We start from the raw sequence: 26590 nt of genomic DNA, 5'->3' as shown, positions 1-26590 counted from the left end.
CTGGGCCGTGACGTACATCACTCACCGCACACACGTCACGCAGGTGTCATCCGGTCGTAAACCGCATCCGACACTCCGTCACCCAGTACGGATCAGGAGCCACCCGCGCTCAGACCGGCACTCAGTTCGCCGAACGGCGGTCCCGTACCGTCCGCCACCGCTCCACCAGGCGCCCGTACGCCTCCCCGGCCGCCGCTCCGTCGCCCCGGCGCAGCGCCTCGATGCCGGCCGCCACGTCGGCCGCCGAGTGGTCGTCCTCCAGGGCCCCGGCCGACAGGGTGTGCACGAGACCGCCGTAGTCCAGCTCGACCACCGAGCGCGGATGGAACTCCTCCAGCCACCGGCCGACGTCCACCAGACCGTCGATCAGCGGCCCTTCCTCCACGGTGTCCTTGAGCGTGCGCAGCGCCCGGGCCACCCGGCGCCGGGCCTGCACCATGGGGGTGCGGTAGCGCAGCATCGGCGGGACCTCCGCGGTGCCCTTCTCGTACCGGCGCTCCTCGTCGGAGACCAGCACGAACCAGTTCAGCGGCACCTGCCAGGTCGCGGTGCGGATCCAGGGCCGGCAGTCGGGGTTGCGGACCAGCCAGCGCTCGTAGTCCATGGTGGCCTGCCGGCGCACGACCGGCGGCAGCATCGCGTCCAGGACCGGCTTCGGCAGTTCGCCGGAGAGCTCCTGCAGGGCCTGCCAGCCGCGCAGCCGGGTCCGCCACGGGCAGACGCAGACGACGCCGTCGACCTCCAGGACGAAGGCGTCGCCGCTCTCCTGGACCGGCACCGCGATCGGCGGGGTGGGCAGCAAGTCGGCCAGGGAGCGCCGGAGTTCGTCCTGGTAGGAGGGGCGCTCCGGACGGCGGGCGTAGCGCGTCCAGTGGTCGCGCTCCCGGTCCGGGAAGGCTGCCAGCGGCTCGTACACACGCAGGTACGTCGCGTAGGGGACGACCACCGAGGACACCTTGGGCACGCCTGCTCCCTCCCCATCGGACCGGGCTCGAAACCAGCGGGACCCACGACTGAGCCGGCCGGGGCCGGCCGCGGAAACCACAGCAAATCGTCCCACGCTCATACGTGCACAGACGGCACGGGAGAGTGATCCTGAACACTGCGCGGATGGTGTACGGGCAATGGCTCTACGCTCATGCCAGGCCCCCGCCACCCTTACGGGAGCCCCCGCTTCCAACCGCCGCGACACACGCGACACAACCGGGAGTCACCACAGTGACCGACGTTTCCACCGGCGTCCTGCACACCCTGTTCCACTCGGACCAGGGCGGTCACGAGCAGGTCGTGCTCTGTCAGGACCGCAAGAGCGGCCTCAAGGCCGTCATCGCCATCCACTCCACCGCTCTGGGCCCCGCCCTCGGCGGCACCCGCTTCTACCCGTACGCCAACGAGGAGGAGGCCGTCGCCGACGCCCTCAACCTCGCGCGCGGGATGTCGTACAAGAACGCCATGGCCGGGCTCGACCACGGCGGCGGCAAGGCCGTGATCATCGGCGACCCGGACCGGGACAAGACCGAGGAGCTGCTGCTCGCCTACGGGCGGTTCGTGGCCTCGCTCGGCGGCCGGTACGTCACCGCCTGCGACGTCGGCACGTACGTCGCCGACATGGACGTGGTGGCCCGCGAGTGCCGCTGGACCACCGGCCGCTCCCCGGAGAACGGCGGCGCCGGCGACTCCTCCGTGCTCACCGCGTACGGCGTCTACCAGGGCATGCGGGCCAGCGCCCAGCACCTGTGGGGCGACCCCTCGCTGCGCGGCCGCACCGTCGGCATCGCCGGCGTCGGCAAGGTCGGCCACCACCTGGTCGAGCACCTCCTGGAGGAGGGCGCCCGGGTGGTCGTCACGGACGTGCGCCGGGAGGCCGTCGGCCGGATCTCCGACCGCCACCCGCAGGTCCAGGTCGCCGCCGACACCGACGCCCTGATCCGCGTCGACGGCCTCGACATCTACGCCCCCTGCGCGCTCGGCGGCGCCCTGAACGACGCGTCCGTGCCGGTGCTGACCGCCAAGGTGGTGTGCGGCGCGGCCAACAACCAGCTCGCCCACCCGGGCGTCGAGAAGGACCTCGCCGACCGCGGGATCCTCTACGCGCCGGACTACGTGGTGAACGCCGGCGGGGTCATTCAGGTCGCCGACGAGCTGCACGGGTTCGACTTCGACCGGTGCCGGGCGAAGGCCGCGAAGATCTTCGACACCACACTGGCGATCTTCGCACGTGCGAAGGAGGACGGGATTCCGCCCGCCGCGGCGGCAGACCGGATCGCCGAACAGCGGATGCACGAAGCGTCGACGGCGGGCGTCCACTGATCGAACACCGGGTTTCCGGACGGATTTCCGGTACCCGCCGGCGGGCACTTGGAGAGAACTCTCACGTTCGTCGGCGGGTCGTCCGCCAGGAAGTGGTTAAAATCGTGGTTGACCAGCGGGGACGGGGCGCCTCGCGGGTCGTGCAGCCAGGCGCGTGGTGCGGGCGACGTACCGTATGGGCGCGGGCTCAGGTACCGTGGAAGCCCTACGGACCGGTCTCTCCGAGGAGAGCCCGTTCCGGATCATGAACGCGTGTCAGACTCTGGGGCCACCGAGCCCCGTCACCGAGGGGGTCGAGCCATGGGGCGCGGCCGGGCCAAGGCCAAGCAGACGAAGGTCGCCCGCCAGCTGAAGTACAACAGCGGTGGGACTGACCTGTCACGTCTGGCCAGCGAGCTGGGCGCATCGACTTCGAGCCAGCCGCCGAATGGCGAGCCGTTCGAGGACGACGACGAGGATGACGACCCGTACGCCCAGTACGCGGATCTCTACAACGACGACGATGAGGACGAGGACGAGGACGATCAGTCCGGTCCGCACTCCCGGCATCGTCGCGGTGCTTGACTCCGGCGGCTGCTGAGCCGCTTCCACTTACCCGGTCCGGGGTTTCATCGCCGGACCGGGTTTTGTGCTGGCGTCACGCGCTCCGCCCCGAACCCGGCTCCTCAGAGGCCGCAGGGGGCTGGGCTATGCGTAGTCGCCCACCAGTTCCGCGCCGGTGGTGTGCTCGCCGCGCTCGGTGATCTCGCCGGCGACCCAGGCGTCGACCCCGCGGTCGGCCAGGGCGGTCAGTGCCACGTCCACCGAGTCCTGCGGGACGATCGCGATCATGCCGACGCCCATGTTGAGCGTCTTCTCCAGTTCGAGCCGCTCGACGCTGCCGGTGCGGCCGACCAGGTCGAAGATCGGACCGGGGGTCCAGGTGGCGCGGTCGACGATCGCGTGCAGGTGGTCCGGGATCACCCGGGCCAGGTTCGCGGCGAGTCCGCCGCCGGTGATGTGGCTGAAGGCGTGGACCTCCGCCGTCCGCATCAGGGCCAGGCAGTCCAGCGAGTAGATCTTGGTCGGCTCCAGGAGCTCCTCGCCGAGGGTGCGGCCCAGCTCCTCGATGTGCGCGTCGAGGGCGAGGCCCGCCTGGTTCAGCAGCACGTGCCGGACCAGGGAGTACCCGTTCGAGTGAAGCCCGGAGGACGCCATGGCGATCACCGCGTCACCCGTACGGATAAGATCCGCGCCGAGCAGCCGGTCGGCCTCCACCACGCCCGTACCGGCGCCGGCGACGTCGAAGTCGTCCGCACCGAGGAGGCCGGGGTGCTCGGCCGTCTCGCCGCCCACCAGGGCGCAGCCGGCCAGCACACAGCCCTCGGCGATGCCCTTGACGATGGCGGCGACCCGCTCCGGGTGGACCTTGCCGACGCAGATGTAGTCGGTCATGAACAGCGGCTCGGCACCGCACACCACGATGTCGTCCATGACCATGGCGACCAGGTCGTGGCCGATGGTGTCGTACACGCCCAGCTGCCGCGCGATGTCGACCTTGGTGCCCACGCCGTCCGTCGCGGAGGCGAGCAGCGGGCGCTCGTAGTTCTTCAGGGCGGAGGCGTCGAAGAGGCCGGCGAAGCCGCCGAGGCCGCCGAGGACCTCGGGGCGCTGCGTCTTCTTCACCCACTCCTTCATCAGCTCGACGGCGCGGTCGCCCGCCTCGATGTCAACACCGGCAGCCGCGTAGGAAGCACCGGGAACAGAGTTCTCAGACATTGCCTGGGATCTTTCGGGTTGGTTTCTACGAGGCTTACGGGCGACGGATCGCGTCGGCCGCGGCCGTGGCTGCCGGACCGGCCGCCAGCTCGGTCTCCAGGAGCTGCTTGCCGAGCAGCTCGGGGTCCGGGAGCTCCATCGGGTACTCGCCGTCGAAGCAGGCGCGGCACAGGTTCGGCTTGGCGATGGTGGTCGCCTCGATCATGCCGTCGATGGAGATGTACGCCAGGGAGTCGGCGCCGAGCGAGGTGCCGATCTCGTCGATCGTCATGCCGTTGGCGATGAGCTCGGCGCGGGTGGCGAAGTCGATGCCGAAGAAGCACGGCCACTTCACCGGCGGCGAGGAGATCCGGATGTGGACCTCGGCCGCACCCGCCTCCCGCAGCATCCGCACCAGAGCCCGCTGGGTGTTGCCGCGGACGATCGAATCGTCGACGACGACCAGGCGCTTGCCCTTGATGACTTCCTTGAGCGGGTTCAGCTTCAGGCGGATGCCCAGCTGCCGGATCGTCTGCGAGGGCTGGATGAAGGTCCGGCCGACGTAGGCGTTCTTGACCAGACCGTTGCCGAAGGGGATGCCGGAGGCCTCCGCGTAGCCGATGGCGGCCGGGGTGCCGGACTCCGGGGTCGCTATGACCATGTCGGCGTCGACCGGGGCTTCCGCGGCGAGCTTCCGGCCCATCTCCACGCGGGAGAGGTAGACGTTCCGCCCGGCGATGTCGGTGTCGGGGCGGGCCAGGTACACGTACTCGAAGACACAGCCCTTGGGCTTCGCGTCCGCGAATCGGGAGGTGCGCAGGCCGTTCTCGTCGATGGCGACGAACTCGCCCGGCTCGATCTCGCGGACGAAGCTGGCGCCGCAGATGTCGAGCGCGGCGGACTCCGAGGCGACCACCCAGCCGCGCTCGAGACGGCCGAGGACCAGCGGGCGGATGCCCTGCGGGTCGCGGGCGGCGTAGAGGGTGTGCTCGTCCATGAAGACGAGGGAGAAGGCGCCCCGGACCTTCGGCAGGACCGCGTGCGCGGCCTCCTCGATGGTCAGCGGCTTGCCGTCGTCGTCGGTCTGGGCCGCGAGGAGGGCGGTGAGCAGGTCGGTGTCGTTGGTGGCCGCGACCCGGGTGGACCGTCCGTTGTGGTCCTTGGGGAGTTCGGCGACCATCTCGGCGAGCTGCGCCGTGTTGACCAGGTTGCCGTTGTGGCCGAGCGCGATCGAGCCGTGCGCGGTGGCGCGGAACGTCGGCTGGGCGTTCTCCCACACGGAGGCACCGGTGGTCGAGTAGCGGGCGTGACCGACCGCGATGTGACCCTGGAGCGAACCGAGCGAGGTCTCGTCGAAGACCTGGGAGACGAGGCCCATGTCCTTGAAGACGAGGATCTGGGAGCCGTTGCTGACCGCGATACCCGCGGACTCCTGGCCCCGATGCTGGAGGGCGTACAGCCCGAAGTACGTGAGCTTGGCGACCTCTTCACCGGGAGCCCAGACACCGAAGACGCCGCAAGCGTCCTGGGGGCCCTTCTCACCGGGGAGCAGATCGTGATTGAGGAGACCGTCACCACGTGGCACGGCACCGAGTGTAGGCGAGATCGACCACTGGTCCGAATTGGGGATACACAGCCGTAATGGATCTACGACCAGGGGCGCGGTTGTGGCTTTCTCCATTTCCGCAGGTCAGCGCGGTGGGAGGTTTCTCCAGGCGGCTTCCGTTCGGGAGGACCGGTGCCCGCGCAACCCCCTCACACCGTATCCCTGAGTGAGGTGTCGCACATCATTCGGGGGGTCGCGGCCCCGGTCGCGGTCACGTCCTGGACAGCTGGACGCGGTCGCCGCCGCTCGCGGTGAGGGTCAGTTTCCCGCCCTCGCCGGTCATGGTCAGCGGTCCGGAGGTGAGCGTCCGGGAGAGGGCGCGCTCGAAGGTCATCCGCGCGTTGTCGCAGGCCATCCGCGTGGTGCGGACGTGGCTCAGCCGGATCTGGTCGCCGGTGATCTGCGCCGTGCCGCTGAACCGGTTGCACCCGAAGCTGCCGGCCGCCCGGCCGTCCTCGATCTTCACGTGGGCGTGCGCGGGGGCGCGGTGGGTGGTGCCGTCGGCGGTCACGCTGTCGACGGTCCAGTCGATCCCGGTCACGGCGGGCCCGGTTCCCACGGTTGCGCCTCCCTCACTGTCACAGGCCACCGCGAGCAGAGCGATCAGGGCGGCGGCCACTGCCCTCGCCAGGTTCATACGGCGCATGCGCTGTTTCAACCCGTACCCGTACATACCGTTTCGACGGCGCGCACCGGGTGATCGGTTCCCTCATCCCATGACGGGCAGGTACGCCCCGAGGTCCGCCCGCTCCCCGCTGGCGCTGACCCTGGCGTCCGCCAGGGCCGCCTGCCACGCCAGCCGTCCGGTGGCCAGCCGGATCCAGGTCAGCGGGTCGGTCTCGACGACGTTCGGCGGGGTGCCCCGGGTGTGCCGGGGCCCTTCGACGCACTGCACCACGGCGTACGGCGGCACCCGTACCTCGGTCGACCCGCCGGGCGCCTTGACCGCGAGCGCGTCGGCGAGCAGCCGGGTGCAGGCGGCCAGGGCCTGCCGGTCGTAGGGGATGTCGAGTCCCGGCACCGCCGCGGCGAGGTCGTCGGTGTGCACGACCAGCTCGACGGCCCGGGTGACGAGGTAGTCGTCGAGGGAGAGCGCACCGGCGCCGGTGGCGAGCAGCCGGGTGCCGGGGTGCGCGTCGAGCAGGGCGCGGAGGCCGCCGTCGACCTCGGCGAGGTAGGCGTCGAGGTCGGGGTGGTCGGCGGCGAGGCGCCGGGTGAAGTCGGCGATGGCGGCGGCGTTGCCGGAGGTCCCGAACGGCCAGTCGAGCAGCACCGCGTCGGCCTTCGCCGGCTCGGGCTGGTCCAGGGCCCGGTGGACGGCGGTGACGGCCATGCCGATGTGGGCGACGAGATCCCGCACGTCCCACCCTTCCAGCCGGGTGGGGAGCGCGAGCTGCCCGGGGGTGAGGGTGCGGACGGCGTCCCGCACGTTCGAGAGCTGGGCGAGAACCGCCGTACGGATCTTGCCGGGGTCGTACGTCCTGGTGCGCTTCTTGGCGGGAGGCATGGCGGTGAGCGTATTCCTGTCAGGCTGGATTGACAAACACCTGCCCGTCAACCCAGACTGACATACATGGAAGCACAAGAGCTCTCGGAGCGCCTGAGGTCGCACGACCCCGCGGTGGGACTGCGGGCGGTGGGTGCCCTGCACCGACTGGCCGAGCAGGTCGAGGCGGCGGCGGTCGTGCGCGCCCGTGAACAGGGCTGGTCCTGGGAGCAGATCGGGGACGCCCTCGGCGTCTCCCGGCAGTCCGTCCACGCCAAGTACGGGAAGTGAGACGACCATGTTCGAACAGTTCGCGGCAGAGGCCCGGGCGACCGTCGCGTCGGCACTCGAGGAGACCACGCTGCGCGGCGACCGCCGCATCGGCACCGAGCACCTCCTGCTGGGAGTGCTCCACGATCCCGGCGCGGTCCACGCCCTCGGCACCGACCTGGAGACCGCCCGCGCAGCCCTCGACGCCCTCGACCGGTCCGCGCTGGCCGTGGTCGGCATCGACGTCCGGGGGATCGAGCGCGCGCCCGTCCCCGCGTCCCGCAAGCGGACCCCCCTCACGTCGGGCGCCCGCTCCGTCCTCCCCCGCGCCCTCGCCGAGACGAAGAGGGCCCACAGCCGCCGCATCACCCCGGCCCACCTGCTGCTGGCCCTCCTCGACTGCGAGCGACCGGACCCCGCGGCAGAACTCCTGACCGAACTCGGCGTCGACCGCACCGTGGTCCGAGCACGCCTGAGGCAGCCGGGCCGCTGAACCCCGGGGTGGTCAGGGGGCCAGGTCGGAAGCCGGGGTGATCACCCAGTGGTTGCTGTGGATGACCCGGCCGGCGAAGTCGACGTCGATCTCGCCGAGGAGGCGGAAGCCGAGGGACCGGCAGATGCCGTTCGAGGGGCCGTTGGCCATCGCCGGGAAGGCGTGGATGTCGCCCCAGCGGTCCTCGTCCCGGGCCTGTTCGAGGAGGGCACGGGTGGCGAGCCTGCCGAGCCCGCGCCCCTGGAACTCGGCCAGCACCATCCACCCGATCTCCGAGACCGGTTCCCCGTCCCCGTCGTGCGCCCAGATGCACACGTTCCCCGCGACGACCCCGGGGGCGCCGGGATCAGGAACGATCATCTTGATCCAGGAGGTACCGGCCGCCGCCTCCTCGGCATCCCGCCGCACCTTGTCCCTCATCCCGTCCCTGGGCAACGGACCGCCGAGGTCCCTCATCATCACGGGGTCACAGCGCATGCGGACATACGCGTCCACGTCGTCCGGGGTGACGTCACGCAAGTACATGCCAGAAGGATGCGGTGTCCGGCTCGAACCCGGAAGGTTCCGGGAGAGTCCGAACCGATCACTCGTGCGAGTGATCAACGGCGAAACCCGCCCCCGCACCGCCGGAACCGGGCAACGCTGGCCTTCGCCTGGAAGGGGGTGCAACATGACGGTTATGGCCGAGCGCACGTCTCAGATGTCGGTGGAAGAGTTCGAAACGATCGCCTCCACCGCTCCCGAGACCGTCACGTTGGAGTTCATCGACGGACGGATCGGAGTCAAGAAGGTGACGGACGGGGACCACGACACCATCGTGTCCTGGCTGGCACGGCGCTGTATGCAGACCAGGCCCGACCTGGACCTGTACTACGGCCGAGGGCTCCGGGTGGAGGCCTATCGAGAAGGCAGGGCGAGGCCGGACGCAGTACTCGCGCCGGAGGCCCACTTCGCGGGATACGGCGAGTGGGCCGACCCGGACGGCGCGCTCATGGTCGTCGAGATCACCTCGTACGACTCGGACACGGACCGACGGGACCGGCACGAGAAGCCGACCGCGTACGGTCAGGCCGGGATCCCGCTGTACCTCCTGATCGACCGAGACTCGTGCACGGTCACGGTGCACAGCGGCCCGGACCGGCAGGTCGGCGGCTACCGCACCGTCCAGACCTCGAAGTTCGGCGAGAAGGTGTCCGTGCCCGGCCCCATGAACATCGAGCTGGACACGGAGATCCTCAAGAACTACGTCCGGTGAGCCGAGAAGCCCCGCCCGGATGCTTCCGGGCGGGGCCTTCGTCGTTCTGCGGCCGGTTACGCGAGCAGCGCCTCGATCGTGCCCTCGTGGGCCTCGCGCAGTTCGGTCAGCGACAGCTCGAACTCACCCTGGACCTCGACCGACTCCCCGTCCACCACGCCGATGCGGGCGACCGGCAGACCCCGGGCACCGCACATGTCGTTGAAGCGGACCTCCTCCGAGCGCGGCACCGCGACGACCGCACGGCCAGCCGACTCGGAGAACAGGAAGGTGAACGCGTCAAGACCGTCCGGTACGACGAGTCGCGCGCCCTTGCCGCCGAGCAGGGCGGACTCGACCACGGCCTGGATCAGACCGCCGTCGGACAGGTCGTGCGCGGAGTCGATCATGCCGTCGCGGGAGGCGGAGATCAGGATCTCGGCCAGCAGGCGCTCGCGCTCCAGGTCCACCTTCGGGGGCAGGCCGCCCAGGTGGTCGTGGACGACATGGGACCAGGCGGAGCCGCCGAACTCCTCACGCGTGTCGCCGAGGAGATACAGCAGCTGCCCCTCCTCCTGGAAGGCGACCGGCGTGCGGCGGGCCACGTCGTCGATCACGCCGAGGACGGCGACGACCGGGGTCGGGTGGATGGCCACCTCGCCCGTCTGGTTGTAGAGCGAGACGTTGCCGCCGGTCACCGGGGTGCCGAGCTGCTGGCAGGCGTCGGCGAGACCGCGGATGGCCTCCGCGAACTGCCACATCACCGCCGGGTCCTCGGGCGAGCCGAAGTTCAGGCAGTCGGAGACGGCCAGCGGCTTGGCGCCGGTCGTCGCCACGTTCCGGTAGGCCTCCGACAGCGCCAGCTGGGCGCCCGCGTACGGGTCGAGCTTGGCGTACCGGCCGTTGCCGTCGGTGGCGATGGCGACGCCGAGGCCGGTGGCCTCGTCGATGCGGATCATGCCCGAGTCCTCGGGCTGGGCCAGCACCGTGTTGCCCTGCACGAAGTGGTCGTACTGCGAGGTGATCCACTTCTTCGAGGCCTGGTTCGGGGAGCCGACCAGCTTCAGGACCTGCTGCTTCAGCTCCTCCGACGTCGCCGGCCGCGGCAGCTTGTTCGCGTCGTCCGCCTGGAGCTCGTCCTGCCAGGACGGGCGGGCGTACGGGCGCTCGTAGACCGGACCGTCGTGGGCGACCGTGCGCGGGTCGACGTCGACGATCTTCTCGCCGTGCCAGAAGATCTCCAGGCGGTCGCCGTCGGTCACCTCGCCGATGACGGTGGCGATGACGTCCCACTTCTCGCAGATCTCCAGGAAGCGGGCGACCTTGGCCGGCTCGACCACCGCGCACATGCGTTCCTGCGACTCGCTCATGAGGATCTCCTCGGGCGAGAGCGTGGAGTCGCGCAGCGGGACGTCGTCCAGGGTGACGGTCATGCCGCCGGAGCCGTTGGACGCCAGCTCGGAGGTGGCGCAGGACAGGCCGGCCGCGCCGAGGTCCTGGATGCCGACGACCAGCTTCTCCCGGAAGGCCTCCAGGGTGCACTCGATGAGGAGCTTCTCCTGGAAGGGGTCGCCGACCTGGACCGCGGGGCGCTTGGACGGCTTCGCGTCGTCGAAGGTCTCGGAGGCCAGGATCGACGCGCCGCCGATGCCGTCGCCGCCGGTCCGGGCGCCGTACAGGATGACCTGGTTGCCCGCGCCGGAGGCCTTCGCGAGGTGGATGTCCTCGTGCCGCATCACGCCGATGGCACCGGCGTTGACCAGCGGGTTGCCCTGGTAGCAGGCGTCGAAGACGACCTCGCCGCCGATGTTCGGCAGGCCCAGGCAGTTGCCGTAGCCGCCGATGCCGGCGACGACGCCGGGCAGGACGCGCTTGGTGTCGGGGTGGTCGGCGGCGCCGAAGCGCAGCGGGTCGACCACGGCCACCGGCCGCGCGCCCATCGCGATGATGTCGCGGACGATGCCGCCGACACCGGTCGCGGCGCCCTGGTAGGGCTCCACGTACGAGGGGTGGTTGTGCGACTCGACCTTGAAGGTGACCGCGTAGCCCTGGCCGACGTCCACGACGCCCGCGTTCTCGCCGATGCCGACGAGCAGCGCGTCCGACTGGGGCGCCTTCTCGCCGAACTGGCGGAGGTGGACCTTGGAGGACTTGTACGAGCAGTGCTCGGACCACATGACCGAGTACATGGCGAGCTCGGCGCCGGTCGGGCGGCGGCCGAGGATCTCCACCACCCGCTCGTACTCGTCCTTCTTCAGGCCCAGTTCGGCCCAGGGCAGCTCGACGTCGGGGGTCGCGGCCGCGTGCTCGACCGTGTCCAGAGGCGTCCGGCTCATGCGTTGACCAGCTTCTTGAGGATCGAGGTGAAGAACGGGAGGCCGTCGGTGCGGCCGGAACCGATGAGGGGCTCGACCGCGTGCTCGGGGTGCGGCATGAGGCCCACGACGTTGCCGGCCTCGTTGGTGATACCGGCGATGTCCCGCAGCGAGCCGTTGGGGTTGAAGTCCAGGTAACGGAACACGACCCGGCCCTCCGCCTCCAGCTTGTCGAGCGTGTACTCGTCGGCGACGTACCGGCCGTCCATGTTCTTCAGCGGGATGTGGATCTCCTGGCCCTCGCGGTAGTCGCTGGTCCAGGCCGTGCCCGCGTTCTCCACCCGCAGTTTCTGGTCGCGGCAGATGAAGTGGAGGTGGTCGTTGCCCAGCATTCCGCCCGGGAGCAGGTGCGCCTCGGTGAGGATCTGGAAGCCGTTGCAGATGCCGAGGACCGGCAGTCCGGCCTTCGCCTGCTCGATGACCGTCTCCATCACCGGCGAGAAGCGGGAGATGGCGCCGGCCCGCAGATAGTCGCCGTAGGAGAAACCGCCGGGAAGGACCACCGCGTCGACCTGGTGGAGGTCCTTGTCCTTGTGCCAGAGGGCGACCGGTTCCGCACCCGCGAGCCGGATCGCCCGCTGGGTGTCGCGGTCGTCGAGGCTGCCCGGGAAAGTGACGACGCCAATACGAGCGGTCACTTCGCCGCCTCCGCGACTTCCTCCACCTTGACGGTGAAGTCCTCGATCACGGTGTTGGCGAGGAAGGATTCCGCAAGATCGTGGATGCGGGCGAGCGCGGCCTCGTCGACCGGCCCGTCAACTTCCAGTTCGAATCGCTTTCCCTGACGTACATCGGAGATGCCTTCGAAACCCAGGCGCGGCAGCGCACGCTGGACCGCCTGGCCCTGGGGGTCGAGGATCTCCGGCTTGAGCATGACGTCGACTACGACGCGTGCCACTGGCACTCCCGGTGTGTGGTGCTGAGCTGGTTCCTTCAGACTACCCGCACAAAATTTCTACGCGGGTAGAGTTGTAGGAAACTACGTGAGCCGCATCACGATCGGGTGACAGCGGGGGAGCCACACGAAAAGTTCTGGGAAAGTTCCCCGGGTTCGCCCGCGACATCTATTGCGTCGGGACACGCGGACGGATTTAGTCGGGCTTCACTTTGTATTGCCAGGCACTGTACAAATGAATTGGCAATAGCCGATACTCGGCACGTCATCGCCATCGCCGTCATCGCCGGTGAGCTGTAAAGACGTGCCACACGAAGGGACCGATATTCGTGGCGCAGAAGGTCGTGGTCACTCTCTTTGACGACATCGACGGCTCGGAAGCGGCGGAAACGATCGCCTTCGGACTCGACGGCAAGTCGTACGAGATCGACCTGAATCAAGCCAACGCCAAGAAACTGCGCAAGGCCCTGGAGCCGTACGTGGTGGCCGGCCGCAAGCGGTCGAAGTCGGGCAAGGCGTACAAGCAGACGGAGGTCGCCCCCGACCCGGCGGCCGTTCGCGCCTGGGCACAGGCGAACAAGATGGATGTCCCGGCCCGCGGCCGCATCCCGAAGAAGGTGTACGAGGCGTTCAGCGCCGCCCAGTGACAGGGGCGGCCGGCTGCTCTCAGGGTGCGTCAGCCGACCCTGGGAGCAGCCGACTTGCGCTACCCCCCTGCTGATCAGCTAATGTCTGGAGCACGCCGACGGGCCCGGCCGAAAAGCCGAAGCCCACGGAGTACATGCGGGTGTAGTTCAGTAGCAGAACATCCCCCTTCCAGGGGGAAGGCGCAGTGTGCAATTCCTGTCACCCGCTCTGCACCGCCGTCCTGAGCATGCTTGTGGATCAGGTAGGCTGGTGCTAGCACCGATCGGTGGGAGCCGGTCGGGAGCAGTGCGGACGTAGCTCAGTTGGTAGAGCGCAACCTTGCCAAGGTTGAGGTCGCGAGTTCGAGCCTCGTCGTCCGCTCCAGCTCACAGAGGAAACCCCAGTCAATGGCTGGGGTTTTTTCGTGCGCCCACGCCCTGCGTCGAGAAGCCCTCTGACATTTGTCATGGCGCGTGATGACACCGCGCACTGCTCCCCGGCCCTGACCACGGGGACGCTGAAGTCATGGACTACGAACACGTGATTGAGGTCACAGATCTCCGGCGTGTCTACGGGGGCGGGTTCGAAGCGGTCCGCGGAATCACCTTCTCCGTGGCCAGCGGGGAGATCTTCGCGCTGCTCGGCACCAACGGCGCCGGAAAGACATCGACGGTGGAACTGCTCGAAGGACTCGCGCCGCCGGACGGGGGCCGGGTGCGGGTGCTGGGCCACGACCCCTACCGGGAGCGGGCCGCCGTACGCCCGCGCACCGGCGTGATGCTCCAGGAGGGCGGCTTCCCCTCCGAGCTGACCGTCGGCGAGACGGTACGGATGTGGGCCGGCTGTACGACGGGAGCCCGGCCCACGGCCGAGGCGCTCGGCCTGGTCGGGCTCGGCGCCCGGGCGGAGGTCCGGGTCAAGCAGCTCTCCGGCGGCGAGCGGCGCCGCCTCGACCTGGCACTCGCGCTGCTCGGCCGGCCCGAGGTGCTGTTCCTGGACGAGCCGACCACCGGACTCGACGCCCAAGGCCGCCGGGACACCTGGGAGTTGGTACGCGCGCTGCGCGACGACGGGACGGCCGTCCTGCTCACCACGCACTACCTGGAGGAGGCCGAGGACCTCGCCGACCGGCTCGCGATCCTGCACGAGGGCCGTATCGCGGCCGCCGGTACACCGGGCGAGGTGACCGCGGGCCGGCCCGCGCGGATCTCCTTCCGGCTGCCCCGGGGCTACTTCCTGGGCGACCTGCCGCCGCTCGGCCCCCTGGGGGTGTGCGGGCACGAGGTGGCCGGGGACCTCGTCGGGCTGCGCACGCGGGAGGTGCAGCGCACCGCCACCGGACTGCTGGTCTGGGCCGAGGCGGCCCGGATCGAGCTGCGCGACCTCAACGTACGGTCGGCCTCGCTGGAGGAGGCGTTTCTGGGTATCGCGCGGGAGCAGCAGGGGGTGGCGGCATGAGCGGGCCGGGGAAGCACGTGGAAGTGGCGGCCGACGGCGTCGGCGGTCACGCGAGGACCTCGGCCGTGCGGTCCCTGGCTCCCGACCGGCGCCGGCTGCGGGCGCTGGCGCGGGCGGAGCTCACGCTGCTGGTCCGCAACCGGAGCGCGGTGCTCACGGCTCCGCTGGTGCCGCTCGCGCTGCCGTTCACGGTGCGGCCCGCGATCGACCAGATAGACCTCGGGAAGGAGGGGCTGAGCCTCGGCACGGTGATGCTGACCGCCGCGATCGGGTTCTCCTTCCTCTTCGCCGTGTACACGTCCCTGGTGAGTGCGTACGTGGCCCGCCGCGAGGAGCTCGTCCTCAAGCGGCTGCGCACCGGCGAGTTGGACGATGCGGAGATCCTGGTCGGCACCGCGCTGCCCGCGGTCTGCATCGGCCTCGCGCAGGCGCTGCTGCTCGCCGTCGGCTGCGCTGTGCTGCTGGACGCGGGCGGGCCCAAGGCGCCGTGGCTCACCCTGCTCGGGCTGTTCTTCGGCCTGCTGCTCAGTGCCGCGCTCGCCGCGCTCACCGCGGCCTTCACCCGGACCACCGACAGCGCCCAGGTCACCGCGCTGCCCCTGGTCCTGGTGTCCATGATGGGCTCGGGCATCGCCGTGCCCGCGGACATCCTGCCCGACCGGGTGGCCGCCGTCTGCGCATTCCTCCCGCTCTCCCCGGCCGAGCGCCTGGTCCGGGCCGGCTGGACCGGCGAACTGAGCGGGTACGAGGCGCTGGGCGCCGTCGCCACCGCGCTGGCCTGGACCGCGGTCGCGGTGTTTGCTGTACGGCGGTGGTTCCGCTGGGAGCCTCGGCGCTGACGGTGAGGAACGGTACCGGGATGAGCGGGGCAGGTGGCTGGTGGCGGGGGAAGACCACCCCCGCCAAGGTCGAGACGTACACACGGTGGTCGTTCCACTTCTTCGCGGTGATCGAGGTCGCGGCGATCGGGCTGCCGGTGTTCTCACCGGCCGGGCCGGGCATCGCGGGCTGGCTGATGGCGATGGTCGTCGTCCACGCGCTGCTCTGCGCGGTGACCGCCTCCCGGGCCCTGGACTGGACCCGCGGCCGGCGGGGGCAGCCGGTGCGGCTGCTGTGGGCGCTCGCCGCGGCGACGTACGTCTTCGCGGTCGTCGCCCTCGTCCTACGCAAACACGGCGGCGAGATCGCGGGCGCCGGCGTCTTCACCGGCGTGCTGGCCTTCGGCGCCGGGACCATGGCGCTCGGGGTGCACAACCGGAAGCGGGTGCTGTCGCTCGTCGCCGGCTTCGCCTGCGGTGCCGGAGCGGTCTCCTTCCCGCTCGGCTACCCCGGGGCGACCGCGCTGTTCATCGCGTTCGTGGTCTTCCTCGGCGGTGCGTTCCTCGCCTTCACCTCGATCTTCTCGCTCTGGCTGCTGAACGCCGTCTACGAACTCGACGAGGCCCGCGAGACCCGGACCCGCCTCGCCGTCGCCGAGGAACGGCTGCGGTTCGGGCGCGATCTGCACGACGTCCTCGGCCGCAACCTCGCCGTCATCGCTCTCAAGAGCGAACTGGCGGTCCAGCTGGCCCGGCGCGAACGGCCCGAGGCCGTCGAGCAGATGATCGAGGTCCAGCGGATCGCACAGGAGTCGCAGCGGGAGGTGCGCGATGTCGTCCGGGGCTACCGGGACGCCGACCTGGGCGCCGAACTCGCCGGTGCGCAGGGCGTGTTGACGGCTGCGGGGTTCAGCTGCGAGGTGACGGGGGACGCCACCGGACTGCCCGCGGAGGTGCAGTCGGCGCTCGGGTGGGTGGTGCGGGAGGCGACCACCAACGTACTGCGGCACGGGGACGCGGGACGGTGCGCGGTGGGGCTGCGGGTGCGGGAGGGATGCGTGGTGCTGACCGTGGAGAACGACGGAGTTGTGGTCCGAGGGAGTGCCGGGGGCGGTGGGTCCGGGCTGGCCGGGCTGCGGGAGCGGCTCGCGGTGGTCGACGGGACGCTGGAGGCCGGGCCGGTCGGGGCGGACGGGTTCCGGGTGGTGGCCTCGGTGCCGCTGTCCGGTCGCATGACCGCTGATACGAGTGTGAGTGGAGTCACTTCATGACGTCTCCGGTACGGCTGTTGCTCGCGGACGACGAGCATCTGATCCGGGGTGCGCTGGCCGCGCTGCTCGGGCTGGAGGACGATCTGGTCGTCGTCGCGGAGGCGGCGAGCGGCCCCGAGGCGCTGGCCATGGCACAGGCCCACCGGCCCGACGTGGCGGTGCTCGATCTGCAGATGCCGGGCGCCGACGGTGTGAGGGTCGCCACATCGCTCCGGGCCGAACTGCCGGGCTGCCGGGTGCTGATCGTCACGGGGCACGGACGGCCCGGGCACCTGAAGCGGGCGCTGGCCGCCGGAGTGCGCGGGTTCGTCCCGAAGACGGTGAGTGCACAGCGGCTCGCCGAGATCATCCGGACCGTGCACGCGGGAAACCGCTACATCGACCCGGAGTTGGCCGCCGACGCGATCTCCGCCGGCGACTCGCCGCTGACCGCGCGGGAGGCGGAGGTGCTGGAGCTGGCGGCCGACGGGGCGCCGGTCGCGGAGATCGCCGAGCGGGCCGCGCTGTCGCCGGGGACCGTGCGGAACTACCTCTCCTCGGCCGTCACCAAACTCGGTGCGGAGAACCGGCATGCGGCAGTGCGTCTCGCACGGGAGCGAGGTTGGGTATAGTTGCTCTCGCGCCACGGCGCATGCGGACGTAGCTCAGTTGGTAGAGCGCAACCTTGCCAAGGTTGAGGTCGCGAGTTCGAGCCTCGTCGTCCGCTCAGGAGAGAAGGCCCCCGGCTGGTGCCGGGGGCCTTCGGCATTCCCGGGCCGGGCCCGGGGTGCCGTGTCACGACCAGGTGTTGCCCGTCAGCCGCTCGTACGCCTCGATGTACTTCGCGCGGGTCGCCTCGACCACCTGCTCCGGCAGCGGCGGCGGGGGCTGCTCGCTCCTGCGGTCCCAGCCGGACTCGGCCGAGGTCAGCCAGTCGCGCACGTACTGCTTGTCGAACGACGGCTGGGCGCGGCCCGGCTGCCACTCGTCGGCCGGCCAGAAGCGGGACGAGTCCGGGGTGAGGACCTCGTCGGCGAGGACGAGGGTGTCGTTCTCGAAGCCGAACTCGAACTTCGTGTCGGCCAGGATGATCCCCCGGTCGCGGGCGATGTCCCGAGCCCGGCCGTACACCGCGAGGGTGGCCTGGCGCAGCTGGGCGGCGGTCTCGGCGCCGACCTGGCGGGCGACCTCCTCGTACGACACGTTCTCGTCGTGCTCGCCGACCTCGGCCTTGGTGGCCGGGGTGAAGATCGGGGCGGGCAGCTCGGAGCCGTCGGCCAGGCCCTCGGGGAGGGCGAGCCCGCAGACCGTGCGGGACTCCTGGTACTCGGCCAGCCCCGAGCCGGTGAGGTAGCCGCGGGCCACGCACTCGACCGGGAGCATCTTCAGGGACTTGCAGACCAGGGTGCGGCCCGCCCAGTCGGCGGGGGCGCCCTCGGGCAGCTCGGTGCCGATGACGTGGTTGGGGGCCAGGTCGGCGAGCTTGTCGAACCACCACAGGGAGAGCTGCGTGAGGACCCGCCCCTTGTCGGGGATCTCGGTGGGCAGCACCCAGTCGTAGGCGGACAGGCGGTCGCTGGCGACCATCACGAGGTCTCCGGCCGCGTTCTGGTACAGCTCGCGCACCTTGCCGGTGTGCAGATGCACCAGGCCCGGTACCTCCACGGGCTCGGGCTTTTCGACGAATCCGGACACGGTTCCTCCCCGTGGTTCTGTACAGGTGCCCTCGATTCTCCCGTATGCCGGGTTGCGCACGAACAGCGGGGCCGCGCGGACGTCTGTGCGGACGTCTGTGCGGACCGGCCGCGCGGACGTCTGTGCGGACCGGCCGCGCGGACGGAGTCGTGCCGCCCTCCTGGCCCGCATCAGTCGTGCTTGCAGATGCGGTCCAGGAGGTTGGCGGTGGCCCGCTGGACGCGGGGATCGATGTGGCCGGGGCGGTCCAGGGCCGGGGACCAGGCGAAGGTGCCGGCGGCGAAGACCAGGGCGCCGGAGGGGGCCCGGTACAGGGACGTCTCCTGGTGGCGCAGGACGCCGTCGTTGTCGGTGTAGGGGGAGTGGGCGAGCAGGATGCGTTCCTCGTGCTCGGGCAGCGCGGTGCGCGGGAAGTAGCGGTCGGCCTCCCCTGCCACCAGGCCCGGGAGCTCGTCGCCCTCGTGCGCGCCGGTGGCCTCCCAGAGCCAGTGCCCCGCGTTGCGCACGATCAGGGGATAGGGCTCGGGCACCCGGCCCGCGTACTGGATGCCGACCGTCTGCTGTTCGGGCCGGTCGATCTCGCGCCAGAGCACGGGCTTCCCCGGGCCCTTGCGTTTGCGGCAGGTCAGCAGGCGGTCCGCGACCCCGGACGGTGAGGGGCCCAACTCCACCTGCCAGTACATGGTGTTGGCGGAGAGGAAGACGAGGCTCGTGCCGCTGTCCCGGGCCAGCTCGACGGTGCGGCGCATCTGCGGCGACCAGTACTCGTCGTGGCCCGGGAAGACCAGGCCCCGGTAGCGGGTGGGGTCGACGCGGCCGGCGTGCAGGTCGCGGGCGTCGGCGTAGGCGAGGTCGTAGCCGTAGCGCTCGGCCCAGCGGATGAAGTCGTAGGCGTGGCCGACGTGCAGGGGCAGGCCGGCGCCCGCGTACGGCCGGTCGAAGGAGACGGTGGTCGCCGCGTCGGCCTCGCCGAGCAGCCGGCCCCTCTCGTCCCAGGCGTGGTAGAGGCTGGCGCCGGTGCGGCCGTCCTCGGGGTAGAGGTTGTACGCCTGCCAGGTGATGTCCGGCAGCAGGAGCAGCAGGTCTGCCGGGTGGTTGTCGCGGATGGTGAAGGGCACGTGAGAGCGGTAGCCGTCGGTCGTGGTGAGCACGGCGACGTACGCGCCGATGCTCCAGTACGACGGGACCTGCAGACGCCAGGAGAGCCACCAGTGGTGGCAGGAGACCGTGCGGTCGGCGGCCAGCGGCGGGGGCTGGACGATGCCGGACAGCCGGGGGCTGGTGGTGATCTTCGATGCGCCGTCCCCGCCGTAGTGGCCGATGCGGTAGATGTCGACGCTGAATTCCTGCGGCGGGTCGACGGTGATGTGGAAGTCGACGGCCTCGCCCGGGGTGACCGCGCCGGTCGAGGTGAAACCTTTGATCTGGCGGTGCACGTCGTCCGCGGAGCGCGGGCCGCCGATCGCGGTGCGCGGTGCGGGGACCCGGGGGTTCTCGCCGGTGGGCTGTGGCCGGCTGGGGTCCACGTACCAGGGGACGACATGACCGGTGTCGTCGAAATAGGTCTCGCTGCCGCGCAGCCAGGGGACGGGCCCCTGACCGAAGGGGTCCGTGACGGCGTGCGCGAGTGCTCCCGACTCCCAGCGGCGGATCTGGTCCGATGCCATGGTGGCTCCCCTCCCTCGTGCCCCCGTGAAGTGTGCTGATACGAGCCGTGTGCGATGAGTGACGTGCGATGTGCGATGCCTGCGTGCGTCTTTGCGTCTTCTGCTGTTGTGCCTGTGCCCGTGCCGTAGTGCCCGTGCTGCCATGCCGTGACTGAGGCGTCTGTCTTATGTCGGATGCGCTTGCCACATCCGGCAACGGTCCCAGCACATCACATAACGCACGCGTACGGTCACGGTTCGTCGCGAATTTGCCTGAAGTGGAACACTTTGCTCCGCCAAAGCATCGAAAAGCCGAGGTCAGACCAGTCGTACCGGCTTCTCGGGTCGTATGCCGGATTCGACCAGCCAGGCCCGCAGCGGGGCCGGGTCTCCCTCCTCGATGAGGCTGAGGACTCTGGGCGTCAGGTCGGCGGCCCGCTCGCCGTCGACCAGCAGGGCCGGGCCGTCGAGCCAGTCCAGGCCGGGGGTGGCTCCAGCGGTGTCCACGGCCGCGCAGCACACCATCGCCTTGACGTGGTCGGCGAGGAGTTCGCGGGCGGTGCGCGGGGGCTGGAGCGGGAAGAGGGGCAGTGCCCCGTCGTCCCAGAGGGGGCTGCCGGGGCCGCCCTGGCCGGCGGCCGCGGGGCAGCCGGGGCGTGCGGTGTCGGCCGTGCTCGCGTGCGCTCCCTCGTGCTCCTCGCGGGCGAGGGCCGCGGTGAGGCCGGCGGCGAGGGCGGCGCTGCGCTCGGTGCCGGTGGGCTCGTCCGCCTCCTCCTCGTAGCCGGGGGTGCGTGGGTCGCCGTCGTAGCCGGAGGTGCGGGAGTCGCCGTACGCCGGGAGGCGGCGTCTGCCGGGGGCGGCGGTCGGGTCGGTCAGGTGGTCCAGGACCCGGGCCAGGGTGGGACCGCCGGGGTCCGGGGCGCTGGGATCGAGGGTGGCACGGACACCGAGGGCGTCCAGGACGCGGTGCAGGCGGGCCGCCTCGGTGCGCCAGGTGCGGTCGACGACCTCGTCCGGGTACTCCTGCCAGGCCACCGGGGACCAGGCCGGGCCGGGCTCGGCGGGGCCGCCGTGGAAGAGGCGGGCGGCGAGCAGCGAGGCGGCCTCGTCCACCAGCCCCGGCTCCTCCAGCAGGTCGCACGCGGGCCGCTCGCCCAGCCGGGAGGCGAAGCCCTCGGCCAGCCGGTCGCGCCGGGACAGCTCGGTGAGGGCCGCGACCACGCCCGCGTCCAGCCGGGAGGGCCAGCGGCCCATCCGCCAGGCGGGCAGCGCGACCCGGGTGAGCAGCCGGTCCCAGCCGGCGTAGGCCAGGCCGACCTGCTCCTGGGCGACGATCCGCAGTCCGTAGTCGACGGCCTGGGCCCGCTCGGCGGCCGCGGCGGCGACCCCGCGCTCCATCAGCGTGGCGTGCTCCCGGCAGCCCCGCAGCAGCAGCCGGGCCACCCAGGCGACGCCCGCGCACACCAGGCGGGCGGCCGGGCCTCGGGCGGGCGCCGCGGAGACCGCCACCGCCGCGTCCAGGCCCCTGACGAACCGGCGGGCGGCCGCTATGTCCGGGTGCGCCGAGGGTCCCGTACCGGCGACGACCGGGGCGAGGACCGCGCGGAGTTCGCCGACGCGCATCCACCACAGGAACGGGGAGCCGATGACGAGGACGGGGGCGGCCGGGGTGCGGCGGTGCAGGCCGGGGGTGCCGAGCTCGTCGCCGCCCTTGGGCTCGGGCGGGCCGTGGGCCGGGTGGGTGCGGTCCTCCAGCCAGCTGTCGCAGTCCGGGGTGAGCGCTATGGCGGAGGGCGCCGGCACGTCGAGGCGGTCGGCCAGGTCGCGGACCATCCGGTACAGGTCCGGGGCGGAATCCTCCGCTATCGGGACCGTGGGGCTCACGGCGGGGCGGGCGCGGGCCACGACGAGGGCGATGCCGGCGGCGGCGAGCAGGACGAGGACCGCGAGGGCGCCGACGGTCCAGCGGGCGGTGTCCCAGCCGCGGCCGACGAAGTGGCCGGTGGAACCGCCGGCCAGCAGGATCACCGTGGCCGCGGCGGGCAGCAGGGCCACGGCCAGGGCGCGGCCGCGGATGCGCAGCACGGCGAGGGCCCGGGTACGCGCTGCCTGCGCTCCCGCCTCCGCACCGATACCGGTACTGGTCACGTCCGGACCTCACCCCCTCCCTGCTGTCCTCGGCCTGTCCTGGCTGTTGCTCACTCCCCCACTGTGGCACCCGCCACCGACATCGCAATGCCGGTGGGCCAAGTGCCGGAACGCCTGCGCCGCACCCTAGTTGGGGCCTCGGCCCCCGTCAGCCGGATACGGCATCGGTCACTCGATGGAATGGCTTTGGTCAGAGGTGATCGACAGACAGCAACGATCAGGCCCCGGATTTCGGGTCCGGGGCCTGATCAGGGACGGGTCTGCGGGAGCGGCGGGGTCAGGCCTCCGCCGCCGCCTTGGCGGCGATGTCCGTGCGGTGCTGGGAGCCGTCGAGGCGGATCCGCGCCACCGCCGCGTACGCCCGCTCACGGGCCTGGGTGAGGTCCTCGCCGGTCGCCGTGACGGAGAGGACCCGGCCGCCCGCGCTGACCACGTCGTCACCGGCGCGCTTCGTGCCGGCGTGCAGGACGTAGGCGTGCGGCGCGTCCTCGGCGGCGATCGCGTCGAGGCCGGTGATGGGGTCGCCGGTGCGCGGGGTGTCCGGATAGTTGTGCGAGGCGACGACGACGGTGACGGCCGCGTCGTCGCGCCAGCGCAGCGGCGGAAGGTCGGCGAGGGTGCCGTTCGCGGCGGCGAGCAGGACGCCGGCCAGCGGGGTCTTCAGGCGGGCGAGGACCACCTGGGTCTCCGGGTCGCCGAAGCGGGCGTTGAACTCGATGACCCGCACGCCGCGCGAGGTGATCGCGAGGCCGGCGTAGAGGAGACCGGAGAACGGGGTGCCGCGGCGCCGCATCTCGTCGACGGTCGGCTGGAGAACGGTCTCCAGGACCTCGTCGACGAGCTTGGGGTCGGCCCAGGGCAGCGGGGAGTAGGCGCCCATGCCGCCCGTGTTCGGCCCCTCGTCGCCGTCCAGGGCGCGCTTGAAGTCCTGCGCGGGCTGGAGCGGGAGGACCGTCTCGCCGTCGGTGATCGCGAAGAGGGAGACCTCGGGACCGTCGAGGAACTCCTCGATGACGACGCGCTCGCAGGCGGCGGCGTGCGCCTTGGCGGCGTCGAGGTCGTCGGTGACGACGACACCCTTGCCGGCGGCGAGCCCGTCGTCCTTGACGACGTACGGCGCCCCGAAGGCGTCGAGGGCCTCGGCGACCTCCTCGGCGTTTGTGCAGACGTACGAACGGGCGGTGGGCACTCCGGCCCCCGCCATCACGTCCTTGGCGAACGCCTTGGACCCCTCGATCCGGGCAGCCTCCCCGGAGGGACCGAAGACCGGGACGCCCGCCTCACGCACGGCGTCGGCGACCCCGGCGACCAGGGGGGCCTCCGGGCCGACGACCACCAGCTCGGCGCCGAGTTCCAGGGCCAGCGAGGCCACGGCCCCGCCGTCCAGGGCATCGACCTGGTGCAGCTCGGCCACCTCGGCGATGCCGGCGTTGCCGGGGGCGCAGTGCAGCGCGGTGACGTCGGGATCGAGGGACAGTGAGCGGCACAGGGCGTGTTCGCGGGCGCCGCTGCCGATGACGAGGACCTTCACGGGGGCCAGCGTAGCCGGGCGGACCGACTGGAGGTTCCTCCAAGGGGTCCCGGCCGGCCGATGGCCCCCTGCCGAGGCGGGACCTCTTGGTGTCTGCCACCCCCAACCCCAACTTCGGCCTGAACGGCCTCGTCCTCAAACGCCGGACGGGCTGGGGGTAGTTGCTGCCTCAGCCAACGAACGCGCCGAGAAACCCAGGGGCGCGGGGAACTGCGCGAGCAACCCCCACCGGGCCGCAGCCGCCCGACAAACCGGACGGGGGACAGTCACCGCCCCGACGCCGCGCGGGCCGAAAGCCGAAGCCGCTTCCGCTCTTCACCCCGGACGCGCCGAGAAACCCAGGGGCGCGGGGAACCGCGCGAGCAACCCCCACCGGGCCGCAGCCGCCCATCAGGTTGGCGTCGGCTCCGTGCCGTCGGCGTCTGCCTCGGTCACTCGTTCTGGATCTCCTCCACCACCGTCGCCCCCAGTTCCTTCACGATCAGCTCGTGGCCGGAGAGGGCCGACTCGTCCAGGTCGGGGTCGTCCTCCTCGGGGATGTCGTCCTCGGGGGAGACCGGTGGCGGTTCCGGAGCGGTGGGCGCAGGGGCCGGTGCCGCTGCCCTCGGGGCGGGCGACGGGGCGCTCTGGGCCGGGGCGGCCGCCGGGGCCTGCTGGTGGACGGGCGCGGGGCGGGCCGGGGCCGCGGGGGCCGCGCTGCCGTACCCGGTGCCGGGCGGAGCGGCTCCGCCTCCGCCCGTCGGGTCGACGACCGCCTCGATCCGCCACTGCACGCCGAACTGCTCGCTCAGTGCCTGCCGCAGCACGTCCTCGCTGCCGCTGCTGGCGAAGTTGTCGCGGGCGCCGGCGTTGACGAAGCCGACCTGGAGGGTGGTGCCGTCGAAACCGGCGACCTGGGCGTTCTGGCTGAGCAGGATCCAGGTGAAGCGGCGGCGGTTCTTCACCGCCTCCAGGATGTTCGGCCAGAGCATGCGGGGGTCGGGACCACCGGCAGGGACGGCGGCGGGCGCCGGGGCGGCAGCGGCGGCCGGAGCCGGGGCCGGGGCCGCCGCCGAGGGCGGCGGGGTCTGCTGCGCCGCCGGAGCACCGCCACCCGTGGCCGTGGGCCAGCCGCCGGGGCGACGGGTGCCACCGCCGCCTGCGGGGGCTGCCGTCGGCCAGGCACCCGGCGCGGCAGGAGGCGGGGTGGGCGCGGCGGCCGGAGCCGGAGCCGGAGGCTCTGGAGTCTGCACAGGTGCCGGCGCCGGGGCCGGCGCCGGGGCCGGCGCCGGGGCCGATGCCGGGGCCGGGGCCGCTCCCCCTCGGACGGCCGCCCGGGCCGCCGCCGGACCGCCCCCCTGCTGCACAGGCGCCGGAGGCTGCACGTGCGCCTCGGGCCCGGGGACGTACCCCATGGCGGGCGCGCCGCCCCCGCCCGAGAAGTTGACGCCCCGCTCCAGGCGGTCGAGGCGGGCCATCACGGACCGCTCGTCGCCGTATGCCGCCGGCAGCAGCACGCGGGCGCAGATCAGCTCCAGCTGGAGGCGCGGGGAGGTGGCGCCGCGCATCTCGGTCAGGCCCTCGTTGACCAGGTCGGCGGCGCGGCTGAGCTCGGCGGCGCCGAAGGTGCCGGCCTGGGCCTGCATCCGTTCGAGGACGTCGGCGGGGGCGTCGAACAGCCCCTTCTCCGCAGCGTCCGGCACGGCGGCGAGGATCACCAGGTCCCGCAGCCGCTCCAGCAGGTCGGCGACGAAGCGGCGCGGGTCGTTGCCCCCCTCGATGATCCGGTCGACGACCTCGAAGGCGGCGGCGCCGTCCCCGGTCGCGAAGGCCTCGACCACGGCGTCGAGCAGCGACCCGTCGGTGTAACCGAGCAGAGAGGTGGCCATGGCATACGTCACACCCTCCTCGGTGGCCGCTGCGAGCAGCTGGTCCATGACGGACATGGAGTCACGCACGGACCCGGCACCGGCGCGCACGACCAGAGGCAGCACCCCGTCCTCGACGGGGATCTTCTCCTTCCCGCAGACCTCGGAGAGGTAGTCCCTCAGGGTCCCCGGCGGCACCAGCCGGAACGGATAGTGATGGGTCCGCGAGCGAATGGTCCCGATGACCTTCTCGGGCTCGGTCGTGGCGAAGATGAACTTGAGATGCTCCGGCGGCTCCTCGACGACCTTGAGCAGCGCGTTGAAGCCGGCCGACGTGACCATGTGGGCCTCGTCGATGATGTAGATCTTGTAGCGGCTGGAGGCCGGCCCGAAGAAGGCCTTCTCGCGCAGCTCACGGGCGTCGTCCACACCACCGTGAGAGGCCGCGTCGATCTCGATGACGTCGATGGATCCCGGGCCGTTGCGCGCCAGGTCCCGGCAGGACTGGCACTCCCCGCACGGGGTCGGCGTGGGCCCCTGCTCGCAGTTCAGGCACCGGGCGAGGATCCGCGCGCTGGTCGTCTTGCCACACCCACGCGGGCCGCTGAACAGGTACGCGTGATTGACCCGGTTGTTCCGCAGCGCCTGCTGCAGCGGGTCGGTGACATGCTCCTGCCCGATGACCTCGGCGAACGACTCCGGGCGATAGCGGCGGTACAGCGCGAGAGACGACACGCATACGAGGTTATAGGCGCCCACTGACAACCAACCCCGCCCACAAACGCGAGCGCCCCCCACGCACCCGCCAGAGCCAACCTACCCTTGCTGCCTTCCGGCCCTGGGGGAGTTCAGTCAGATAGCGCCGCGTGAGGGGCTCTGCACAGAGTACCCGACGTCAGCGGGTGAGAACGAGTTCGCGAGCACTCCTCTCGGTCATGTAATGTTCCCAGCGGAGGATTCGCCTAGAGGCCTAGGGCGCACGCTTGGAAAGCGTGTTGGGGGCAACCCCTCACGAGTTCGAATCTCGTATCCTCCGCAGCCGCCTGAACAGGCGAAACAGAGCGCCGGACCGTAGCTCGCGGTCCGGCGCTCTGGTGTGCCCTGGTCTCAGTTCCGGTCTCATTTATTTTCGACATTCGACTCATTTCACCTCGCGCAGCGAGC

At 71.5% G+C, this 26590-nt stretch carries 24 protein-coding genes, 4 tRNA genes and 1 other RNA gene; 14 read left to right on the top strand and 15 right to left on the bottom strand.

The annotated features are described in order from the left end of the window. Nucleotides 1–121 precede the first annotated feature (121 nt). Nucleotides 122–964, bottom strand: coding sequence for a hypothetical protein (locus JF597_RS28050; protein WP_294001681.1), 843 nt, complete (start codon nt 962–964; stop codon nt 122–124). Between the two features lie 254 nt (nt 965–1218). Here JF597_RS28050 and JF597_RS28045 point away from each other — a divergent pair, with 254 nt between their 5' ends. Together JF597_RS28045 and JF597_RS28040 are read left to right on the top strand one after the other, a co-directional pair. Continuing rightward, nucleotides 1219–2310 carry a Glu/Leu/Phe/Val dehydrogenase gene (locus JF597_RS28045; RefSeq protein ID WP_294001678.1) on the top strand — a complete coding sequence of 364 codons (1092 nt, stop codon included), beginning with the start codon at nt 1219–1221 and terminating at the stop codon, nt 2308–2310. Between the two features lie 300 nt (nt 2311–2610). Further along, nucleotides 2611–2874, top strand: coding sequence for a DUF3073 domain-containing protein (locus tag JF597_RS28040; protein WP_294001675.1), 264 nt, complete (start codon nt 2611–2613; stop codon nt 2872–2874). A gap of 123 nt (nt 2875–2997) precedes the next feature. On the opposite strand, the gene purM is transcribed toward JF597_RS28040, so the two are convergent. From purM to JF597_RS28020, 4 genes are all read right to left on the bottom strand, one after another. Further along, nucleotides 2998–4068: a phosphoribosylformylglycinamidine cyclo-ligase gene (gene purM / locus JF597_RS28035; protein WP_294001672.1), complete on the bottom strand. Its 1071-nt coding sequence runs from the start codon at nt 4066–4068 to the stop codon at nt 2998–3000. Between the two features lie 34 nt (nt 4069–4102). After that, nucleotides 4103–5632 carry an amidophosphoribosyltransferase gene (gene purF, locus JF597_RS28030; RefSeq protein ID WP_294001669.1) on the bottom strand — a complete coding sequence of 510 codons (1530 nt, stop codon included), beginning with the start codon at nt 5630–5632 and terminating at the stop codon, nt 4103–4105. Between the two features lie 232 nt (nt 5633–5864). Then, nucleotides 5865–6212, bottom strand: a complete 348-nt coding sequence (locus JF597_RS28025; protein WP_294001666.1) for an META domain-containing protein — start codon at nt 6210–6212, stop codon at nt 5865–5867. Between the two features lie 150 nt (nt 6213–6362). Further along, a complete protein-coding gene (locus JF597_RS28020; protein WP_294001664.1) occupies nt 6363–7160 on the bottom strand; it encodes a maleylpyruvate isomerase family mycothiol-dependent enzyme in 798 nt (265 codons plus the stop codon). 66 nt (nt 7161–7226) lie between these two features. Here JF597_RS28020 and JF597_RS28015 point away from each other — a divergent pair, with 66 nt between their 5' ends. Beyond that, the gene (locus tag JF597_RS28015) at nt 7227–7430 is read left to right on the top strand and encodes a helix-turn-helix domain-containing protein (RefSeq protein WP_181803533.1); all 204 of its coding nucleotides are present in this window, start codon (nt 7227–7229) and stop codon (nt 7428–7430) included. Nucleotides 7431–7437: 7 nt separating this feature from the next. After that, nucleotides 7438–7902 (top strand): Clp protease N-terminal domain-containing protein, encoded by a 465-nt coding sequence (locus JF597_RS28010; RefSeq protein WP_294001661.1) that lies wholly within the window; start codon nt 7438–7440, stop codon nt 7900–7902. A 12-nt stretch (nt 7903–7914) separates the two neighbouring features. Here the strand turns inward: JF597_RS28010 and JF597_RS28005 are convergent, their stop codons facing one another. Further along, nucleotides 7915–8427: a GNAT family N-acetyltransferase gene (locus JF597_RS28005; RefSeq protein WP_294001659.1), complete on the bottom strand. Its 513-nt coding sequence runs from the start codon at nt 8425–8427 to the stop codon at nt 7915–7917. A gap of 145 nt (nt 8428–8572) precedes the next feature. Between JF597_RS28005 and JF597_RS28000 the strand changes: the two genes are divergently transcribed. Further along, nucleotides 8573–9157 (top strand): Uma2 family endonuclease, encoded by a 585-nt coding sequence (locus JF597_RS28000; protein WP_294001656.1) that lies wholly within the window; start codon nt 8573–8575, stop codon nt 9155–9157. A 56-nt stretch (nt 9158–9213) separates the two neighbouring features. Here JF597_RS28000 and purL read toward each other — a convergent pair whose 3' ends face one another. From purL to purS, 3 genes are read right to left on the bottom strand one after another with little or no spacing between them, the layout of a single operon-like run. After that, the gene (gene purL / locus JF597_RS27995; protein WP_294001653.1) at nt 9214–11472 is read right to left on the bottom strand and encodes a phosphoribosylformylglycinamidine synthase subunit PurL; all 2259 of its coding nucleotides are present in this window, start codon (nt 11470–11472) and stop codon (nt 9214–9216) included. Further along, nucleotides 11469–12149, bottom strand: a complete 681-nt coding sequence (gene purQ / locus JF597_RS27990; protein ID WP_294001650.1) for a phosphoribosylformylglycinamidine synthase subunit PurQ — start codon at nt 12147–12149, stop codon at nt 11469–11471. Before purQ ends, purL begins: the two co-directional genes overlap by 4 nt. Then, nucleotides 12146–12409, bottom strand: coding sequence for a phosphoribosylformylglycinamidine synthase subunit PurS (purS, locus tag JF597_RS27985; RefSeq protein ID WP_015659417.1), 264 nt, complete (start codon nt 12407–12409; stop codon nt 12146–12148). Before purS ends, purQ begins: the two co-directional genes overlap by 4 nt. A 326-nt stretch (nt 12410–12735) precedes the next feature. Between purS and JF597_RS27980 the strand changes: the two genes are divergently transcribed. From JF597_RS27980 to JF597_RS27945, 8 genes are all read left to right on the top strand, one after another. After that, a complete protein-coding gene (locus JF597_RS27980; protein WP_189262718.1) occupies nt 12736–13053 on the top strand; it encodes an Lsr2 family protein in 318 nt (105 codons plus the stop codon). Nucleotides 13054–13189: 136 nt separating this feature from the next. Continuing rightward, nucleotides 13190–13261 (top strand) — tRNA-Gly (locus JF597_RS27975). An 80-nt stretch (nt 13262–13341) separates the two neighbouring features. Continuing rightward, nucleotides 13342–13417: transfer RNA gene (locus JF597_RS27970), tRNA-Gly, on the top strand. A 141-nt stretch (nt 13418–13558) separates the two neighbouring features. Then, the gene (locus JF597_RS27965) at nt 13559–14491 is read left to right on the top strand and encodes an ABC transporter ATP-binding protein (RefSeq protein WP_294001617.1); all 933 of its coding nucleotides are present in this window, start codon (nt 13559–13561) and stop codon (nt 14489–14491) included. Next, a complete protein-coding gene (locus JF597_RS27960) occupies nt 14488–15330 on the top strand; it encodes an ABC transporter permease (protein ID WP_294001614.1) in 843 nt (280 codons plus the stop codon). Before JF597_RS27965 ends, JF597_RS27960 begins: the two co-directional genes overlap by 4 nt. A 20-nt stretch (nt 15331–15350) precedes the next feature. Then, nucleotides 15351–16580: a histidine kinase gene (locus JF597_RS27955; RefSeq protein WP_294001612.1), complete on the top strand. Its 1230-nt coding sequence runs from the start codon at nt 15351–15353 to the stop codon at nt 16578–16580. Further along, the gene (locus JF597_RS27950) at nt 16577–17191 is read left to right on the top strand and encodes a response regulator transcription factor (RefSeq protein WP_294001610.1); all 615 of its coding nucleotides are present in this window, start codon (nt 16577–16579) and stop codon (nt 17189–17191) included. Before JF597_RS27955 ends, JF597_RS27950 begins: the two co-directional genes overlap by 4 nt. A gap of 22 nt (nt 17192–17213) precedes the next feature. Continuing rightward, nucleotides 17214–17286 (top strand) — tRNA-Gly (locus JF597_RS27945). A 68-nt stretch (nt 17287–17354) separates the two neighbouring features. Here JF597_RS27945 and JF597_RS27940 read toward each other — a convergent pair. From JF597_RS27940 to ffs, 6 genes are all read right to left on the bottom strand, one after another. After that, nucleotides 17355–18254: a phosphoribosylaminoimidazolesuccinocarboxamide synthase gene (locus JF597_RS27940; RefSeq protein WP_294001608.1), complete on the bottom strand. Its 900-nt coding sequence runs from the start codon at nt 18252–18254 to the stop codon at nt 17355–17357. A 170-nt stretch (nt 18255–18424) separates the two neighbouring features. Beyond that, on the bottom strand, nt 18425–19921 hold the full coding sequence (locus JF597_RS27935) for a N,N-dimethylformamidase beta subunit family domain-containing protein (RefSeq protein WP_294001606.1): 1497 nt from the start codon (nt 19919–19921) through the stop codon (nt 18425–18427). A 297-nt stretch (nt 19922–20218) separates the two neighbouring features. Continuing rightward, nucleotides 20219–22048 (bottom strand): hypothetical protein, encoded by a 1830-nt coding sequence (locus tag JF597_RS27930; protein WP_294001603.1) that lies wholly within the window; start codon nt 22046–22048, stop codon nt 20219–20221. 277 nt (nt 22049–22325) lie between these two features. Beyond that, on the bottom strand, nt 22326–23579 hold the full coding sequence (purD, locus tag JF597_RS27925) for a phosphoribosylamine--glycine ligase (protein WP_294001601.1): 1254 nt from the start codon (nt 23577–23579) through the stop codon (nt 22326–22328). Between the two features lie 431 nt (nt 23580–24010). Then, entirely contained in the window at nt 24011–26161 is a 2151-nt protein-coding gene (locus tag JF597_RS27920) for a DNA polymerase III subunit gamma and tau (protein WP_294001599.1), read from the bottom strand. Nucleotides 26162–26206: 45 nt separating this feature from the next. Next, an RNA gene (gene ffs, locus JF597_RS27915) (signal recognition particle sRNA small type) lies at nt 26207–26305 on the bottom strand. 72 nt (nt 26306–26377) lie between these two features. Between ffs and JF597_RS27910 the strand changes: the two genes are divergently transcribed. Beyond that, nucleotides 26378–26462: transfer RNA gene (locus JF597_RS27910), tRNA-Ser, on the top strand. Nucleotides 26463–26590: the final 128 nt, after the last annotated feature.

Source organism: Streptomyces sp., assembly GCF_019510245.1.
GTDB lineage: Bacteria > Actinomycetota > Actinomycetes > Streptomycetales > Streptomycetaceae > Streptomyces.
The sequence above is the reverse complement of the archived record's forward strand: the minus strand, read 5'-3'. Positions and strand labels throughout refer to the sequence as shown.